Source organism: Alloactinosynnema sp. L-07 (genome assembly GCF_900070365.1).
Lineage (GTDB): Bacteria > Actinomycetota > Actinomycetes > Mycobacteriales > Pseudonocardiaceae > Actinokineospora.
Genome location: NZ_LN850107.1, coordinates 4,413,074 through 4,430,308, shown reverse-complemented (window position 1 = coordinate 4,430,308; position 17,235 = coordinate 4,413,074). Strand labels below are relative to the sequence as shown.

At 65.6% G+C, this 17,235-nt stretch carries 10 protein-coding genes; 2 read left to right on the top strand and 8 right to left on the bottom strand.

The features are described 5' to 3' along the window. Positions 1-6 precede the first annotated feature (6 nt). Genes casB through BN1701_RS19860 form a run of 3 tightly spaced genes read right to left on the bottom strand, consistent with a single transcriptional unit; the run spans position 7 to position 5,025 of the window. Positions 7-588 carry a type I-E CRISPR-associated protein Cse2/CasB gene (casB, locus tag BN1701_RS19870; protein ID WP_054051039.1) on the bottom strand — a complete coding sequence of 194 codons (582 nt, stop codon included), beginning with the start codon at positions 586-588 and terminating at the stop codon, positions 7-9. Continuing rightward, complete coding sequence (casA, locus tag BN1701_RS19865) at positions 542-2,236, bottom strand: type I-E CRISPR-associated protein Cse1/CasA (RefSeq protein ID WP_054051037.1); 1,695 nt, start codon at positions 2,234-2,236, stop codon at positions 542-544. Before casA ends, casB begins: the two co-directional genes overlap by 47 nt. Continuing rightward, the gene (locus BN1701_RS19860; RefSeq protein ID WP_082859940.1) at positions 2,233-5,025 is read right to left on the bottom strand and encodes a CRISPR-associated helicase/endonuclease Cas3; all 2,793 of its coding nucleotides are present in this window, start codon (positions 5,023-5,025) and stop codon (positions 2,233-2,235) included. The genes casA and BN1701_RS19860 overlap by 4 nt, the downstream gene beginning before the upstream one ends. 857 nt (positions 5,026-5,882) lie before the next feature. On the opposite strand from BN1701_RS19860, the gene BN1701_RS19850 reads away from it, so the two are divergent. Both BN1701_RS19850 and BN1701_RS19845 read left to right on the top strand, forming a co-directional pair. Further along, positions 5,883-6,761, top strand: coding sequence for a hypothetical protein (locus BN1701_RS19850; protein ID WP_054051033.1), 879 nt, complete (start codon positions 5,883-5,885; stop codon positions 6,759-6,761). 641 nt (positions 6,762-7,402) lie between these two features. Continuing rightward, positions 7,403-8,122 (top strand): hypothetical protein, encoded by a 720-nt coding sequence (locus tag BN1701_RS19845; protein WP_054051031.1) that lies wholly within the window; start codon positions 7,403-7,405, stop codon positions 8,120-8,122. Between the two features lie 356 nt (positions 8,123-8,478). Here the strand turns inward: BN1701_RS19845 and BN1701_RS19840 are convergent, their stop codons facing one another. From BN1701_RS19840 to BN1701_RS19820, 5 genes are read right to left on the bottom strand one after another with little or no spacing between them, the layout of a single operon-like run. Beyond that, positions 8,479-9,888: a hypothetical protein gene (locus tag BN1701_RS19840; RefSeq protein ID WP_054051029.1), complete on the bottom strand. Its 1,410-nt coding sequence runs from the start codon at positions 9,886-9,888 to the stop codon at positions 8,479-8,481. Continuing rightward, positions 9,885-13,412, bottom strand: a complete 3,528-nt coding sequence (locus tag BN1701_RS19835) for an FHIPEP family type III secretion protein (RefSeq protein WP_054051027.1) — start codon at positions 13,410-13,412, stop codon at positions 9,885-9,887. The genes BN1701_RS19840 and BN1701_RS19835 overlap by 4 nt, the downstream gene beginning before the upstream one ends. Then, positions 13,409-14,917: a CHAT domain-containing protein gene (locus BN1701_RS19830; protein WP_157368098.1), complete on the bottom strand. Its 1,509-nt coding sequence runs from the start codon at positions 14,915-14,917 to the stop codon at positions 13,409-13,411. The genes BN1701_RS19835 and BN1701_RS19830 overlap by 4 nt, the downstream gene beginning before the upstream one ends. Then, positions 14,917-15,993 (bottom strand): CHAT domain-containing protein, encoded by a 1,077-nt coding sequence (locus tag BN1701_RS19825; RefSeq protein WP_054051023.1) that lies wholly within the window; start codon positions 15,991-15,993, stop codon positions 14,917-14,919. The genes BN1701_RS19830 and BN1701_RS19825 overlap by 1 nt, the downstream gene beginning before the upstream one ends. Then, positions 15,986-17,104: a ComEC/Rec2 family competence protein gene (locus BN1701_RS19820; protein ID WP_054051021.1), complete on the bottom strand. Its 1,119-nt coding sequence runs from the start codon at positions 17,102-17,104 to the stop codon at positions 15,986-15,988. Before BN1701_RS19820 ends, BN1701_RS19825 begins: the two co-directional genes overlap by 8 nt. Between the last annotated feature and the right edge of the window lie 131 nt (positions 17,105-17,235).

Sequence of the window (17,235 nt, the reverse complement as noted above, 5' to 3'; positions counted from 1 at the left end):
CGCGAGTCAGTCGGTGTTGGTGGTCTTGCTGAAGTGGAAGTCGCGGCCCCAGCGCAGCCGCACACCCGCGGCGCTGGAGGGGAACTGCCAGAACAGCAGGTCCGTGGCCAGACGGCCGTAGTCGAGGGGGATCTGCTTGGTGCGCAGCAGTTGGATCATTCCGCGCAGGTGGTGGGTGAGTTCGTCGAGGCTGTCGGCCGTGCCGATCATCGCGAACCGGCGCGCCACCGGGTCCTGCGGTGTGAGGTCCCCGGCGACCAGCGCCCGCACGGCCTGCCCGAACCGGCGGCCTGCCTTGTGCATGCGCTGTGTCTGGGCCTGCTGATGCAGGGCATAGAGCGTCATCGCCAGGTGCGCGGCCCGCTCCTGCGGGGTGGCCTCGTCGGACTGCGGATCGAGCACGAACTCGGGGTGGTGAGTGTGGTCGAGAATGTCCAACACACTCCCCGCAGGCTTACCCAGCCCGCGGCGCAGCCGGGCCAACGCGCCCACGGCGGCCGACCGGTTGCTCAGGTAGCCCTCCTGCAAGACGCGGACGCGCTCATCGATGATCGTGTGCACTGGTGGTCGCGGCGGAGACATCCTCATCCTGTTCGATCGTCGGGTGGGCGTAGGGCAGCGCCTCGCGTAAGCCGCGCCGGAACCAGCCGTCGGCGTGCACCGAGGTGACAAGCCGTTTCGTGCCGCTGTCGACGTGGCCGGTCCACGCACTGGGCGGCGCCGCGGCGACCATCGTCTCGCCGAGCCGGGCGATGTGGTGGCGGACCGTCCGCTGCCAGCCGAACTGGCAGTCGAGAGGATCGGTGCCCGCGGCCAGGGTGGCGATCCACTCGCGGAACAGCGGATCGAGCACCGCGTAGGCGGATTCGAGGGCGCGGGTGCGGGCCGCGGTGCCTTTGTCCAGGCCCGCTTGTCCGGCGGCGATGGCCAGGTCCGCCCCGAGCGATCCCAACGCACGGGCGGCGCTCTCAGCGGCGGTGACCGACGACAGCACGGCGCCGGTCAGGTCGGTCGCGTCGGAGCCGAGCAGCACGGTGCGCAGTGCCAACGCGTCGTCGATGATCTCGGTCGTGGTGGAACTCTGCGGGCCGTAGGTCATGCCGAACACCCGGACACGCAGCATCAGGTCCTTGGGCACAACCCGGTTTGTAGTCAGCTCGCTGATCCACTCCAGCACCGTCGGCCGCAACCTGGCCGCAGCCTCAGCGCGTTGCGTGGTTTGGGCGGGCGCGGTCGGCAGCATCGCGTCCAGCCCGCGCCAGATCATGCGTTCCGGCCGGTGCTCCAGCGGCATGTACACCGTCGGGATCCGCAGCTTGGTCTCCTGAGGCTTGCTGCGCCGCCAGCCGCTGTGGGTCTCGACCGGGTGCTTGTTCTGCGGCGTGATCCGGTCGCCATTGCAGATCAGCACCGCGGTGACCGCCTCCCCGTCGACGACCAGGCGCAGCCGGCGGGACTGCCAGGTGAACAGATCGATCGGTCCGGTCGCGATCGGCTGCCCGGCCTCACGCTCGCCGCCGCTGTCCGGTGCGCGTTCCCACACCGGCAGGTCGAGGGCCGGTTGGTAGCCGGGGTGCTGGTTGTGGGGGAGCAGGTTGAGTAGCAGCGTCTCCCGCAGCGTCGCACCCTCAGGGAGCACGCCGCCGAGGTAGCCGCACCATCCGGTGCCGATGGGGTATCCCTTGCCGCCCTTGACCCGTTCATCGTCCTGGGCACCTGACTTGATCCCCGACGGGTCGTAGGCGTGGCAGTGCACCAGCCACCGCGCGGCCTCGCCGAACCCGAGCGCCACCTCGCCTTGGCGGCTGCTGAAGAACTTGTGGTTGTTCGGCACATCGGCGACGAGCCTGGCCACCTCGGTCACCTCGCCCTTGGCCGTGCGCAGCCCGGCGACCTGGAAGAACGGCGTCACCGGGTGCAGCAGGTCGAACCGGTCGCGATACTTGTCCAAGTAAGCCCGGACCGCCTCGACCGGCAGCTCCTCGGCTCGCCACAGCGCGCGCCACGCGTCGCGGTCGCGCGGGCCGTCGACGGCGCGGTGCAGGATCGCCAGCAGCAGCCGGGTCACCGCGAACACCTGGGTGGAGACATCCCCGGCCAACCCGCGCAGCCGGTGCGCCTCGGTGAACACCTCCAGCAGCGACAACTCGCACGTCGACCCGTCGAGCCTGTGGGCCAGCAGCCACGGCTGAGACACCAAATCGAACGACGGACGCCCGCCGTCGACCTCGCTCACGCCGCACGCCCCGAACGCTCGTGCACCAACCCCTTGTGCAGGTCATAGGTGAGCGCGTAGCCGCACAACTCGGTGGTCCTGTCACTGTCGAGTGCGAGCACCAACTGGCCCTTCAACAGGGGATTACGGTCGAAACTGCTGTACCGGTGCCGCAGCTCGAGCTCGCGGATGACCTCGTCGATCACGCCGCCGTGGCTCAACGCCAACGGAAGCCGCAACGAGCACGCCGCGATCGCCTTGGCCTGGCCCCACGACACCATCTCGTCCAACGGGATCTGCGTGCCCCCACCCTTCACCCACGATGGAACGAGCAGCCCATCGTCGGGGTCCCGCTCGACGACGAGAACCTCAAGCGAGTCCTGGCCGTCACGCACCTGCGCGACGCCGCGAGGATCGTCCTCGGCGTCGCCGACCCCCGCCCGCAGCCAACCCACCAACGTCTCCGCCTCGGACGCCTCGTCGAGCAGGAACACCTTGGCCGCCTCAACCCGCGCGCGAGCCGACGCCACCGCGGCCGACCTCGCAACCTCGAGCCGCTCCAGCCAGTCCGGCGGGCCGACCGTGTCGTCGCCGTAGGCGCGCTGAACGAGTTCCGCGATGTCGTGCGGCAGCCGGATGCTGTCGCGGTCCACCAGCAGGGCCGCCGCCCGCAGCAGCGGAAACTCCTCATACACCTTTACTGATCCGTCAACGGGGGATACCGGGGCCGCGGCCCAGTCCTGCACCCCGACCACCGCGCAGCGCGGGGAACTTACCCCTTCCGGCCGGACCCGGTCGTGGCGGTGCAGCCTGCCCATGCGCTGCAGCAGCAGGTCCATCGGCGCCAGATCGGTGATCATCAGATCGAAGTCGACGTCCAGCGACTGCTCGACCACCTGCGAGGCCACCACGATATGCCGCATAGGCCTGACCGCGCCCGACTCCACCGGCCCGAATCGCGCCAACAAGTCCTGATCCCGTAGAGATCTGTCATGGGCGAGGAACCGGGCGTGGTTGATCGTCACCGCGTCCGCGCCGAACACCGAGGCGAGCCGATCGGCGGTCTCCTGTACCCGCGCCACCGTGTTGCGCACCACCACCGCGCAGCCACCATCACCGAGATGGCCATCCAGGTACGCGACCAGGGCGTCAAGATCATCCGACAGTCGATCCATCGCGACCACAGCTGATTCGTCCGGCAACTCCAGCACTCGAGGCGACACACCAGTCGCGGTCACCACTGGATACCCCGACACCGTCGCAGTCGCTACACCGTCCCCGCGGCCACTGTCGTAGGCGCGCACCAACTCCTCACGGCGCACGTCAGGCAGTGTCGCCGACAACAACACCACCGGCACCCCGTAGGCGCCCAACCAATGCAGCACCCGACACAAGTACCGCGACATATACACGTCGTAGGCGTGCACCTCGTCGATGATCACGACCTTGCCCGCCAACGCCAAGTGCCGCAGCATCACATGCCGCGACTTCAACCCCGCGAACAGCACCTGGTCGATCGTGCCCACCACGAACGAGGCCAATCCGGCCTTTTTCCGCCCGCTGAGCCACTGATGCGCCACGACCCCACACTCGTCACCGTCGCCCACCGACGTGAACCGTCCCTTTCGGACAAGACCGTCGAACTCCTCGTTCAACCGCGCCTTCCCGTGCGCCAGGCTCACCGACACCCGCTCGTCGTTCACACACCCAGGAAGCCGTTCCAGCCACCGACGCACACGGGAGAACATCGCGTCCGTCGTCGCTTGCGTCGGCAACGCCACGAAACAACCCTCCGCGCCCGACGCGGCAGCCAACACCTCCGCGGCCATCAACGCCGCCTCGGTCTTCCCCGACCCCATCGGCGCCTCGATCACCACCATCCCCGGCCCACGCATCTCCCGCGCCGCCTCCACCGCCGCAACCTGCACCGACCGCACCACCCCACCCGGACGGTCAAACCTCGCCTGAAACAACGCCTCCACGTCACCGTCAACCGCGCCAGCGGCCCAACGGCCGGGCAGGGAAACTGCGGCCCACCCCGCCTTCGCCCGCTCGACGGTCACCTCCTCGTCCGGCTTGACTAGCGGGCCGTCGAGACTTGACAACGGCCACAACGGGAAGAACTCTGGATTCGAGGCGATCCAGTCGGCCACGATCACGATCGCGGTGATCAACGTCTGCGCAGGCACACTCAACGACACATCCCGAAGCTGGGCCAACACTTCACGCCCGCCCACCCGCTGCACCGCTCGTTCCAACAACGCGACCCTTGCCTGCGCCCAAACTCCGGTGCCCACCAAGCCGGAGCTGTCCTCCGCGAACGAGACATCGCCGGGCAACGGCGGAACCCCATGATGGCTGGCCACAATCGACCCCAACTGCGACGCCACACCAGAGAAATCGAACCCCAACTCGTCCGCCAGCCAATCTCGCACCGCCAAGTGCCCAACCAGCGCATGTCCCACCAGCGATCGGTCCGACGCGCCCGCCAGCAGCGGATTCGCTGCTAAACCCTGGCGCCGCATGTGATCGGCCAGCGTCGCGACCTGGATCGAGAACGACGGGGAAATCTTGCCAACATCGTGGACCGACGCTGACCACACGATCAACAAACGAGCGTCGGCCACCCCGCCGGGAAACTCGCGTCCTATGCGTGCCAGGACCTGCCGCGAAACCCACTGATCCACCAGCAGGCCCGCCACAGCGGCTGCGTCGTCGAGATGTTGAAACAGCGGCAACCAGCCCGTCAGCGTGCCCGAGTCGTCCGTTCCAGACTTCGCCCACGCCGACAACCACGAGTCACTGCTCACTAGCTTCTCCCTCACAGCTCTCGTATCCCGGGCGCCCCAGGGACCGTTGCGCACACACCGCAAGCCGCATCCGAAGGAGTAACCGCACCACCCGTTTGGAGGTGCGGTCGGGCACCCGAACGGCTCGGGACATGAGAGCACAACCGACCGACAAACTCACCGCGCCAGGTGCCGCCCGTGCGGGACGGGCAGCACCCGGCACTCACGTCACCCGATCAGACGACCGATGCGAACGGCGACCCCAACAAACGCCAACATCGCGGCGGACAACCCCACCGCAACGCCAGCCAGCAAACCCTGAGTGCCACCGCCAGCCGCGGAGTGGGCCACAAGCCCGCTAGGGACGCCCGCGGAGCCCGCGACGAGCGAACTGGCCAGGAACGTCAGCACGCACCTGCCGTGGAGCGGTACGTCAAGCCGCCCATGGTGGCGGGGCTCGTCGGGATTGGTACTACCATCCTGCATATCTTCCTCACTCTCGATTCGACTCAGAGATGGAAGAGAGGGCGGGCTTCTCGCGCCAACGAGAGCCCGCCCGACTTAACTCGGCCTGGGCGCGCCCGCACCTCTCACCCCACTGGACTTACGTCCGGCCCCGCGTGACGCAGGGATGGATTCCGGAACAGGGTCCCGCTCCACCTGTCGCAGGGATCAGCCCCGCCACCTGCGCGGGGACGGTTGAGCCTCGGCTCGTCACGGAACAATAGACGATCATGACTCGTGACTCAACTCGGGACAGCCTAAAGTCGGAAAGAGGGGTTCCGGTTCACCTATCTCAGTTGCCTGCCAACCTACCCAGGTCGGCGGACTGCCCTGGAACGGACCTGAACGCCAGCCCGATCCGGGATGATCACCGAGTGCTAACCATCTGCTTCGTCGAACTCGGCCTTGTCGAAGACATCGATCTAGTCGAGGTGTGCCGGATCATCAACCGGTCGCAACGAGCCATCCGGGCAATCGTCGGTCCGGAGGTCACGGCCCTCGGTGAACCCGACATCAGCGCGATCGGTTATAGCCTGCCCCGTCTGTTCGCGGTTCTCGCGGCAACCGCTGAGCCCGAACAGGTCATGGTGGGGATCACCCGAGCGCCGATCGAGAGGAATCTGTTCGGCTCCCACGTCAGCCCAGGCCTGATCATCTTGAGCCTGCACCAGGTCCAGGAGGTGTGCGTTTCCTCCGGCCGTACCACCGAGGAGTATCTGGCTCAGTCCGCGATCACCGAGCTTCTGCAACTTCTGTACGTGTCCAGCAGCCCGGATGCGTTATGGACCGACCTGGCTCATGACGAGGTTCGCGGCTGCCTATTCGACTATGTCCCCAACAAGATCGACAAGGCCGTCAAGCTCCGCTGCGGACACCTTGATCAGCAATGTCGTGCACGGCTGATCGAGTCGGGTGTCGCCGCGGATCTCCTCGTGGCCGCCGACAAACTCCTGCGCCGCATCCAGTCGCCGACACTCGGCCGGACCCTCAGGCAAGCGCTCCAACAGCCAGTCTTCAGTCTCTTGCTCGGCGGTGTCCTGGGCGGTCTGATCATCAATCTCGTCTCGAGCGCAATCACCGATTCCTTCACCTCCCGCTCTGCCTCGGCCACAGCAGTGGCGGCCCTGATGGCTCTCGGAGTGATCACCTTCCCTTGGCTAAGAGCCCGGCGCTCTGCCCGCAAACTCCGCCGCTGGCCGGCGAGCGCGACGACAGAACCTTCGGCGATCAGCCGACTCGGTGGGATGAACTGACCTTGAGCCATCCAGACCCGGTAGCCGGACCGCAGGTTGGCAACAGTCCGGCTCGCCAACTTCGCTCAGAACGACAATGGTGTCCTTTCCGACGGCAGCACTGGGCGTTGCGTCAGGTTCAGTCATATCCGCCCCTTCGGGCACACCTCAGGTCCCAGGACTACGGAACGCGCCGGGATCAAAGCATTGTTGTGGATGCGGCTCGAACGGCCGTTGACCCGTTATGGGTGCCCCGACGCACGCGATGTGATCAGTGACCGACCGCCATCGCCGCCTGGGAGATCATCGCGATGTATCAGCCAGGGACGGTGCGCTCCAGGCGCTTCTGTTTGGAGGTATCTGCCGATCGTCGTCGGTATCGTGGTCGGCTGTCGGTCCTGGTTCCGAGCAGGGCGATGTTCTTCGGCTCGCAGCCCCTGCAAGTGATCTACGGCAACGTCGGATCCAGAAGGTGCTGCTCCAGGACGAGGTCGTCCGGGAACGGCTGCTGACCGCGCACCTGTGCGTCACCTTGCCCCGCCAAGGGCTCGCGCAGCGGGGTGACCTCCGACCTGATTGGTGTTGACTGCCTGTTCCGTCCGGCCAACCCGCTGCGCAAGGTGAAGGCACAGAGGGGGCGCGGCAATTCTCAAGGAGACCCCGTGGTTGCTTCTGAGGAGGACATCATCGGCGTGTTCGACCAAGAGTGGATGGGCCACTGGTGGTTCGAGATGGGCGCCTGGGGGATCACGGCGGGGCTGTTGGTGGCGCTGCCGGTGGTCGTTCTGCTGTACCGCCGAGCCGACCGGCGGGCAGCGGAGCGGGGCCGACACGGCACGGTGGTGTACGTGGACGAGCTGTTCGTGGAGCGCGTCAACGAGGACAGGGCTGCCGAGAACTCCAAGCCCGAGGCGATCACGAGCAGGCTCCTGGACAGCTTCGACCGGCGCGACGCGATCGTGCACGTGACGCTGGAGTCCGGTGAGATCACGAGCGGACCGGCGCTGCGCTCCAGGCTTGGCGAGTCGGCTCGGCCCGGCGAGGTCAACGTGGAACACCTGGGCGGGTTGTTCCTGTTCCGGGGCCGATTCCAGGTCCTAGAGGTCGCCGTGCCCACACCGGGCCAGGTGACCGAGTCGGGGGCGAACCCGAACGCCGATGCCACGATGAAGCCGAAGGCCGTCGAGAAGCCCGCGAAGAAGACGATCACGTTGGTGGCAGAACTCGGCGGCCACCCGACGAAACGGCGCATCCGGCTGACCTTCGAGTCGGAGACCAAGCCGTTCCCGACCTCCGCCGGGTGCAGCTGCCTGGGCTTCATCGACGGCTGGGACGCGATTGGGACCACGCTGGAGGTGACCCCGCTCGTCCTGCTGCGATAGGTGTCACTGACGGCGGGTTGGCAGTCTGAGCTTCTGGACACGAGGAGACCCACACCAGAGCAAGTGTGCACAGTGGAACTGAACGTGCTATGACCCCGGGAGGAACGCCATCCTCGGGATCAATCCTGCCCTAGCGACGGCGAGTGGCGATCGACACCAATGATCGAGGCATCTGCCCGTCGGCCTCCTTGCTACCGCCATCAACGCCGTCTACCTCAGCACCGGCCGTCGTGCTGATGGCGCTCAGTGCCATCGTCATTCTCACCATCGACTTGATGCTGGGGCGGTCTGGACCAATACGACCGAACCCATTATCGACACCAGCCAGCCCAACGGTGGAGCGTGACTGCTGCTTGTCACCCCTTCAACACCCGAGGAAGTGGTGCGTCGGGCGGCAACTCCTGTGACGCGATCACCTGCGGCGGTTCCGGCAGTGCCCGTAACGCTTGGCGGAGCGGACCGATTCCCGCCACGGTGTGCGCGACGACGACCGCCGTCGGGTCGTTCCGGAAGATAGTGCGGACGATCCTGCATTCCGCCTTGCCGGTGGAGCTGGCGTCCGACGCGCGGAGCAGGGTCTGTTCACAGTCGATCGGGAGGCTCACCAGCGGGATGGCCGTAGGGGTTTCGCCGCCCACCCAGGCCTCGTACGCGATCAGCCGGCGAACAGTCGAGGCGAGGAACTCCGGATCATGGCTATCCGATAGCTGCATCGGAAGGCTGTCCACAACAGGCCTGGCCAGTATGACTTCGTCGATGCCATCAGACTGCGGCCCGGACTCGAGCAGCAGCCACAGGATCCGCGGGAGGTTTCGCACGCTGTCCGAGTTGGCCATGAGGCTGCGCAGACAGGCGCACAGCAGCCAGGTGGGTACGTGGCCCTTGGACAGGCGGTCAAGCTCTGGGATCACCAAGCCGAGCTCGGCGCGTTGGCTTTCGACATCGTCGGCGCGAAGCAGCCATGCGGCGTGCTCGACAAGGATTGGCCGGAGCACGGTGAGGATAAAGGGCAACGTCGCCTGCTCGTTGACCACGAGGAACGGCGAAAGTAGGTCGTTCAACTTGACCCGGACCTCGCCCGGTTCGGGGTCGTGCGCGGCGATCGCCAGGTCCGGGAGCCAGATGCCGCACTCGTTGTACAGCGCCTGTCTGAGGTTGATCAGCCAGGTTCGTTCGTCGTTGGCGGTGTTGCGGAGCGCAGATTCGGCGACGAACACGTTGAGTTTCCGCGTGGCCAGCTCGTTGATCAGCCACTCCGCCGCTTCGCTGGGCGAGGGTGATCCGTCCCATACTGATTCGAATTCCAATGTTCGCGTGCCGATGCCGTTGTCCATCAGGTATTCCACAGTGCGTCGAACGGCGCCCTGTGAGCCATCCGCGATGGTGCCGGGCAGCCGTTTGCCGGCCTTCTCGACGGTGGCGTCGTCGAGAAGCACGCGCGCCCGGCGCAGCAGCCCGCGGTGTGTCCGGGCGACAACCTGCGCGGACCAGTCGGTCGTGGGCGAGGGGAAGATGGCAATGGGTCGGCCGTCCGCCGAGACCTCGACGACCTCGGAGTCATCGACACGGCGGTCGATGACCACGTCGATCTCGCGCTCGATGCCGAGCTCCTGGATTACCTGGCCGACAACGCGGCGCAGCCCGTTGGAGACGAGCGTGAGCTCGTTCTCGTCGATGTCGGGCCCTTCGACCCGAATCGCCAGCGGAGGCGTCGGCAGGAGGGCCCGCAGCAAGTCGACGGCCAGCTTCAAGACGTTCGCGCTCATCGCACCTCCTCCGCAGCAACAACAAAGATACGAGGACGTTCGGCCGCGAGCAGGCGCCAGACATAAGGTCGGTGCTCGCGCGAGGAGGTGCGAATGGCGACCGGACCCTCGGGGAGCGCGGTCCTGCGCCAGGCTCGCAAGTCCTCGACGAGGTTCCTCGCCTCGGCCCGAGGCATTGCCCAAGTGGATCCATCGCCATAGAGTCCCTTGGCCACGCGTGTCTCAAGCTCGGCGGGCAGAGGCTCCGACTCCACCGCCTCACCGTCGCGGGCGCCCAGCGTAGCGGGATACAGGCGCCGGCGGACCTCGGTCAGCAGGTCGCCAGGCGCCGTATTGCCAGCAGTCGTGAAGGCATCCCGGATCGTGTCTCGATCGCGGATCGGCACCCCCTCGCGCGCCAACATCCGGAGCAGCCTGGTGAGCTGCAAGCGCCCAGCGGGCTGGTGGGGCAGCCAGCTGTGGTCACCCTCGGCCTGATAGGACGACGCGTCCCAGTTGGAGATCCACAGTTCGAGGTCGTCCACCGAGATCCAGCGGAAGAGGTTGTCCCGCAAAACGTCTTCGAGCCGACTGCGCAGCGGCATGAGATCCTCGTGCCCCACCGGCATGGTGATGGTGGCCGTGGTACGCCCGTATACCTGGAAGCTCGCGGTGTGCGGATCGAGCTCCTCCCGGACCTGCACGCCGACGCCGGGGACCCAGATGCCCATCTCCTCGGTAACCTGGGCGCGAAGGCCGATGATGAGCAGCTCGACCTGGGACGAGTCCCGCAGGCGGGCGAGCCCACCGCCGAGGGCGATCTCGACCGCGCTGACGAACGGTGACATCGTGAAGTCGGGCACCGCGTCGCGGTCGAGCGCGTAGACGCTGGCGTAAAGCTGGCGCCGGGTGGTCATCTCCGCGAGTGGGGACTCGGCGGCGAAGACCTCGCTCAACCCGTCGATCTGCGCCCAGAGCGACGGCACGTCGCGGGCGAAGGTGCCGACCACGTCGAGGAGGGCGTCCTTGTCGGTTTGCCGAAGGTGATCCGCCGCCGTCTCGGCGAGTGGCTTCCCTTCATCGATGTCGCTGAGCGCGAGCCTGCTCTGAACGCTGTCGGCGATCCGGTCGTCGAGCAGGTCCGCGATCGTTCCCCGCAGCCACTTCCAGGTTCGTCGAGCGGCTGGCAGGTCGCCGCTGGCGAGCAACGCGTCACCGTGGCACAACAGCCGGTCCGACACCTCAGTCAGCCGATCGGCTACCTCGGGCGGACCCCCGGCGCAGGCGAACGGCAGGTACAACTCCGCGGCGCGGTAGAGATCGTCCTGACTGAAGGCCGTTCGAGCCGATGCGAGCAGGACGGAGGGCTGATCCTCGGGCCTGCGAAGGCTTCGCAGTTCGTTGACACGGCGTTCGCTGGCGCTGGCAGCCGCCTGGCAGGCATCTCGAACGGCAGCCTCGTGTGGCTTGCCCTCCACAGCGTCGATCAGCAAGGGCAGCTCGTAGGATACAAGGTGGATCAGGTTGCCGATGCTGCTCGAGGTTTCGATTGACGACAGCAACAACTCCGTGCCCGCGTCGGCATCGACCGAACCCCGCCGGAGCAGTACCTGAGCGAGGTCGAGTCCACTTGAGTCTAACGGGAGAACACTTCGGAACGTCTGCCCTGCCAGGTCGAGGTTGCCAGTCCGGTAGGCCGCCCAACCAACCAGGAGAGGGTCGGTTGTCTCGTCCTTCTTAGCGAGGATCTCCGCGTACAGCGCTTGCTCCTCGGCGTACTGCCGCACCGCCGCGTGGCAGATCGCGCGCTTGAACTGAATGTCCTGCTCGTCCTCCGCCTCAGCGAGGATCGCCAGCGCGGCGCCTGGATTTCCTTGTCGCATCTGGACGACCGCCTGTGCCGTGCACATCTCCAGGCTGGGTCCGTTGTCCCGCACGTACTGCTCGGCAACCTGTTGGGCATACTCGGGCTTTCCCATGTCCAGCAGGGAATACACGTGAACGCTTGCGAGATACGCGTCGGCGGTGCTGAGTTCGGAACCGGCTGTCACGATCGTCAGAGCCTCGGCATAGTAGCCGTGACCCCGCAGGAGCACGGCGAGCAAGGCGTGGCCGCGCGCGTAGTCGGGGTTTCGCAAGAATGCCCGCTCGAAGAGGAGCGCCTGATCACCGTCGATGTCGAGTTTGTCGTTGACGAGCGCGAGGGAGGTCAGCGCCCAGGCGTCGTCCGGTGCGGGTGGATGCTGTTCGACCGTGTCCAACAGAGCTTTGGCACGCCTGAGCATGTCGTAGTCGACGGCCCATTCCTTCGCGTTCGCCTTCTGGCGCAATGACTCGCCATATGACCACTGGAACAGCGGGTTGTCTCCGTCAAGTTCCACCGCACGCTGAAACAGCTCGAGCGCGCGGTCGGAGCCCGACCAGGCATACCGCTCGCCTGCCTCATTGTAGGCGCTGGCCGCTTCCGCGCGATGTCCCAGTTCGTCGAGGATCCGTGCGCGTTCGAGGAGCACTCGCCGTTCCGGATCGACACCCTTGCCGGTCACACCTTCGGTCAGTGCGCGGTCAATCAACTCGAGCGCGGCATGGCCATCGCTCCAGCGAACCTGACGGGCGATTCGCCAGAGCAGTGTGCCCGGCGTCTCGACAAATAGGGCACCCACGCTAGCGGTCGCTCCGAACCGGAGCGCGACCGCATCATAACAGTCACGCGCTTCGGAGAAGCGTCCTTCCGCCTCGGCCAACCTGCCTGCCGCGATCAGGGGGTCCGCGACGCCGACCTCCCTGACCAGTACGTCGTCCGTCAGCTTGTGGACCTGGTCCCAGTTCGCCCGGTCGAGATGGATCTCCGCGACCGCGGCGATGGCCAGGCCGCGGAGCTCGGCATCGCCGTCGTCGGTTCGTGCCATCGCGTGCGTGGCTTCGATCTCGGCGGCGTCCAGATCGTCGAGGTAACGCCGCAGGAGCCGGCATTTGAGGACGCGCAGTCTGGCATCCAGTCCCGGTTGGGCATTTCCGGTACGGAGCACCACTTCCGCACTCCCGACCGCTCGTTCCCAGTCCTCTGCTTCCAGGTCGCGGGAGACTGACAGCAGGCACGCGCGAAGGGGCGAGACGTCCTCGTAGGGGTTGTCGGTCTGGGCGATTGCGTCTGCTGCGGTGAAGCGCAGCGCGGCTAGAGCTTTCGACCAGGTTCCCAGCCATTCGTACCGCCAGGCCTGAGCGTCGGCGGTGGCCGCAAGCCCGCGACGGCGGACCGCGATCCACGCGTCCTCGAAGGGATGCAGCTCGGCTTCACGGTGCTCGGCGGCGAGGCCGCGTTCGTAGACCTCCTTGAGTACGGTGTCAATCTGGCCCAACTCAGCCCGAAGGTTCTGAATCGAGTTGAGCGCGCTTTCGGGATCGCGTCCCTCGAACAACTTCAGCGCGAGCTTGGCGGAGTGTTCGCCGAGCCGGGAGAGCTTGAGCTTTTCCAGCCTCGCCCGTCCGTCGGCGAGCGCCGCCTCCAGTTCCAGTCTCCGCTGGTCGGAATCGATGCTTGTCATGAGGCGGCCTCGCTTGTCTCGTCGCCGAGAACCTGGGCGAGGTACCGAGCGATGTTCTGAAACGCGTCGTCGGGCTTGCGTGCCCGTTTCCGCTCCTGAATGGCGAGCCGAGCGGCTTTCACGTCCGGCCAGTTCGAGCTTTCGATCCACGCACTTGTTTCCCGGATCGCTTCCGGATCGAGCAAACTCGACGCGTTCTTGATCGCGTCGAGCAAGCGGCCCCGCACGACGGTCTTCGATCGGCGCGTCGCGGTGGGTTTGCGCGACGGTACCACCCCGCGTGTGTGATGCTTGGTTTCCGCGTCAGTGTCCGGCGGTGACCCGGCGGTCATCAACTGAGCATCTTCTTCGCTCTGCATATAGAGGACCGGCGTCCCGAAGTTCCGATCCACCTTGGCCAGCATCATGTCCCGCCGGCCCTTTTGTACCGCGGTCCCGATTGGGGTGCCCGTGGTCAGTTGCCCGTAGAACGACGTGAGGAACGCAAGTCCCTGATGTGAGCTCATCGGATACTGCATGGCAAGGACGGCCGGAATGCCCGCGTTGATGAAATCGGGAGCCAGTTGTTCGAAGTGCTCCGGATAGACGCCTTCCCAATCGCTCAAGGCGAGGACGAGTAGGGTCGGTTTGTATTCGCCCGTCAGCACGTTGACGAATGTTATTGCCGGCAGCCATGTATGAACTCCGCAATCGAGCGATGTGCCGGCGCCTTCGGCATAAGGATCTGGTAGGTAGACTTGCATCTGCCCCTCCAGAATACGGAAGAGTGCAGTCAAGTGCACGATGTCCACATGGTGCTTGTCGCGCGCGAGCCTGCGAAGCGCCATGCCGACCCTCTTCGCATCCCACGAACCGATGCGCTCGATCTCCATTACTGCCGCTGTTCGACCGCCATCCTCAAGACGGCGGATCATCTCCGTGGTGTCTTCCTGCGCCGTTTTGAAAACAGGGTCATCCGGCAGGCTGGTGACGAACAGAACCCGTACCTGCTCGTCGGCCGGCGGGATCTCCCGGTCTGTCACTCCGTCGACATACCGCCCAAGTATCAGCTTGAACTCGGAAGCGAGGTAGAACGCCTTCGGCACGTCCCGATGGCCTGGGTACCAGACGAACTCCCAGGGCAGTGCCGCAAGGTCGGACGCTTTTTCGATGCTTATTCGCATCCGGACATAATCCAGTTGGCCCGTCTCTATCATCTGGTAATGCGTTAACAGCGCCGCCCCGATCGCGTTGTCGAAAGCCATCCTCCACAAGTGGGCGCCCAGCAGGGTGAAGGTTTCCGGAACAAGCAGGTCTACTTTCCTGTCCTGCGCTCGCTCCTGCTGTTGAAGCCTGGTGAGCGTCTGCCATTGCTTGAGCCATTTCTCCAGCACCTTGATCGTCTCTAGGTAAGGCTCCTTCTGGATCTTCGCTTCGCAGTACTCCGGTTCCTTGATCCCTGGCGTAAATATTTCGCATTCGATCCCGCTACCGCGGATGGTGATGCGGAACTCGCGGCCGGCCATCACAGATCGCCTGATCTCGAGCGCAACAACGGTGTGCTGCTCTGCATGTACACCACCGGAACGCCTAACAAGTGGGGTGCGCTACCGCTGATCTGGAATCGTGCCTCCTGGGCGGCGACATCGAGGTCGTCTCCGTTCGCCAGCGCATTATATAGGCCCGAACTGAACTTGATAGCGGTCGAGTTCCGCACTGGGTACTGCATCGCGATGACGGACTGCACGCCGTGCCGGATGAGCTGCGGCGCGACTCCCGCGAAGCTAGCCTCGTAGTCGGCCTTCCCCGCGTCACACGAATGCAGGACGACCGCTCTCGGAATGTTGCCGTATCGAGTGAGGGTGTCCGCGATTCGCCGATCGCTCACCCAGTCCACCCCACCGTCTGGGTCCACGAGCGCAAGTGCCCCCGCCCCGCGATCCTCGTCGAACTTGCCGTGACCCATAAAGTGGATGAGATCGGGCGAGCCGGTTCGGACGGCCCTCGCAAGATCCTGTTCCGTCGGGTTATGCAGGGTTTCCAAGGTTTTGAAGTTCAACGTAGCGGCGGTGGCGTTGATCGTCTCCAGGACATCCTCATACTTGACCGGTCCGATTCGGGGATCCTTCGGCTGGCTGATCACCACCAACACGGTGAGCTTGTCTTGTGCAGAGAACTGCCTGCCGCGTAGCGGGATGTATCGAGACAACACGAGGTTGCGCCGAGTCGCGAGAAACGCGCCCTGTCGCCGGTCTTTGTCGGGAAGGTAGAGGTACTCCCAGGGAAGGGCTGCGAGTCGCGAGTCGTCGGGGAAGATGAGCTCGAGACGGACTCGCGGCGAATCCTCGATGATCGCCTGGATCCATTCCCAGTTGTCATTGCCGAAGAGGCATCGGTGCAGGAGCGAGCCGAACACGCGGATCTCGTCATCCCGCCAATCTCGGTCGCGTACCGTCAGCCAGCGTTCGAACAACCTGATGAGCTGCTTGTCGAGTCCGGTGTAGCCAACCGACCAGACCCTCGACCTCTGATTGTTGTCCAAGCGGCGCGCGCGGGCCTTACCGTCCTGGTCGACCGTCACCCACACCCGTACCTCAGCCATTGCGCACCGTCCAGGTCAGCCGAACGAAGCCATCACGGTCGTCGGGGTAGCGCACCAGATACTTGAAGTCGCCGATCAAGCGGTCGTCCTGCCACTGCAGGGTCCGGGGATTGGCGTAGTTGAACACGAGCTCCGCGCCGGTCGGCGCGAACTTGATGACCGTGGCGACCGCGGTGTCGTCCGGGTGGCCGAAGTAGGAGCCGTTGCTGGAGAACAGGTAGTGCTTGGCGGGAACCAGCTGGACGATCTCCTTGGAGACATTGTTCGCGCTACCGTGATGGGCCAGTTTGAACGCCGTGAGCGGCAGGATCCCGGTGCCGCGTTCGTCGAGGAGGCGGTTGAGCCCGGGCAGCAGTACGTTCGGTGTGGAGTCGCCTGCCAGCAGCACTCGCCGCTCGCCGAGTTCGGCCAGTAGCACGATGCTGCTCGCGTTCGGGATCTTCGTGTCCGCACCGGAACGGGCGCGGGCCAGGTCGTCGACGTTCGGAGTCGCTGGTCCGCTGAGGTAACCGTCCTCGGGCAGCAGCCTCGGGCGCTCATGGAGTACCGCCAGCGCCTTCTCCTCGTCCTCGCAGAAGTCGAGCCCGGCGGCTTTCACAGCTGGTCGCCATACGTCCCGCAGCGCCCGCAGCGTCTCCCGATCCGGGGCCACCACGGTCAGGCTGAGACCGCAGCACATCGGGACCTTCGGCAGCAGGCCGTTCTCCGGCGCGACCGCGGCTAGGCCTCCGAAGGCGGTGTTCCACGGCAAGGCGCGCTTGGCGATGATCGCGCCGAGGAGCTCGCCGTGCAGCGGCGCGAGTTCGTCGGCGGCGAGCTGTGGGGCCCCGTTGAACAGGACCTCACCGACTTCTAGCCCGAGCGCCTTGTCGTTGACGGCTAGGATGATTCCCTCGACGTGGTCGGCGTCCACATGTGTGAGGACCAACAGGTCGAGCGAGTGGACACCGATCTCCCGTAGCCGGGTGGCGATGTCGCGATATGCGAACGCGGGACCGGCGTCGACCAGGATTCGGTGGGTGTGCTGGCCGAACCCCCAGGACAACAGGATGCAATCACCATGCCGCGCGGGCAGCAGTTCGACAGCCAGCGTGCCGACATCGTCAGGCATCTCGACCCTCCGTGCGCCAGGTCCAAACTAGTACCTATAGATACAGTTCGCGATTGACCGTGCTGGGCGTTACGTGGACACATTCAAACGCGATACATCATCAAGGAACGCGTGGCTTTGGGCCACGAGTC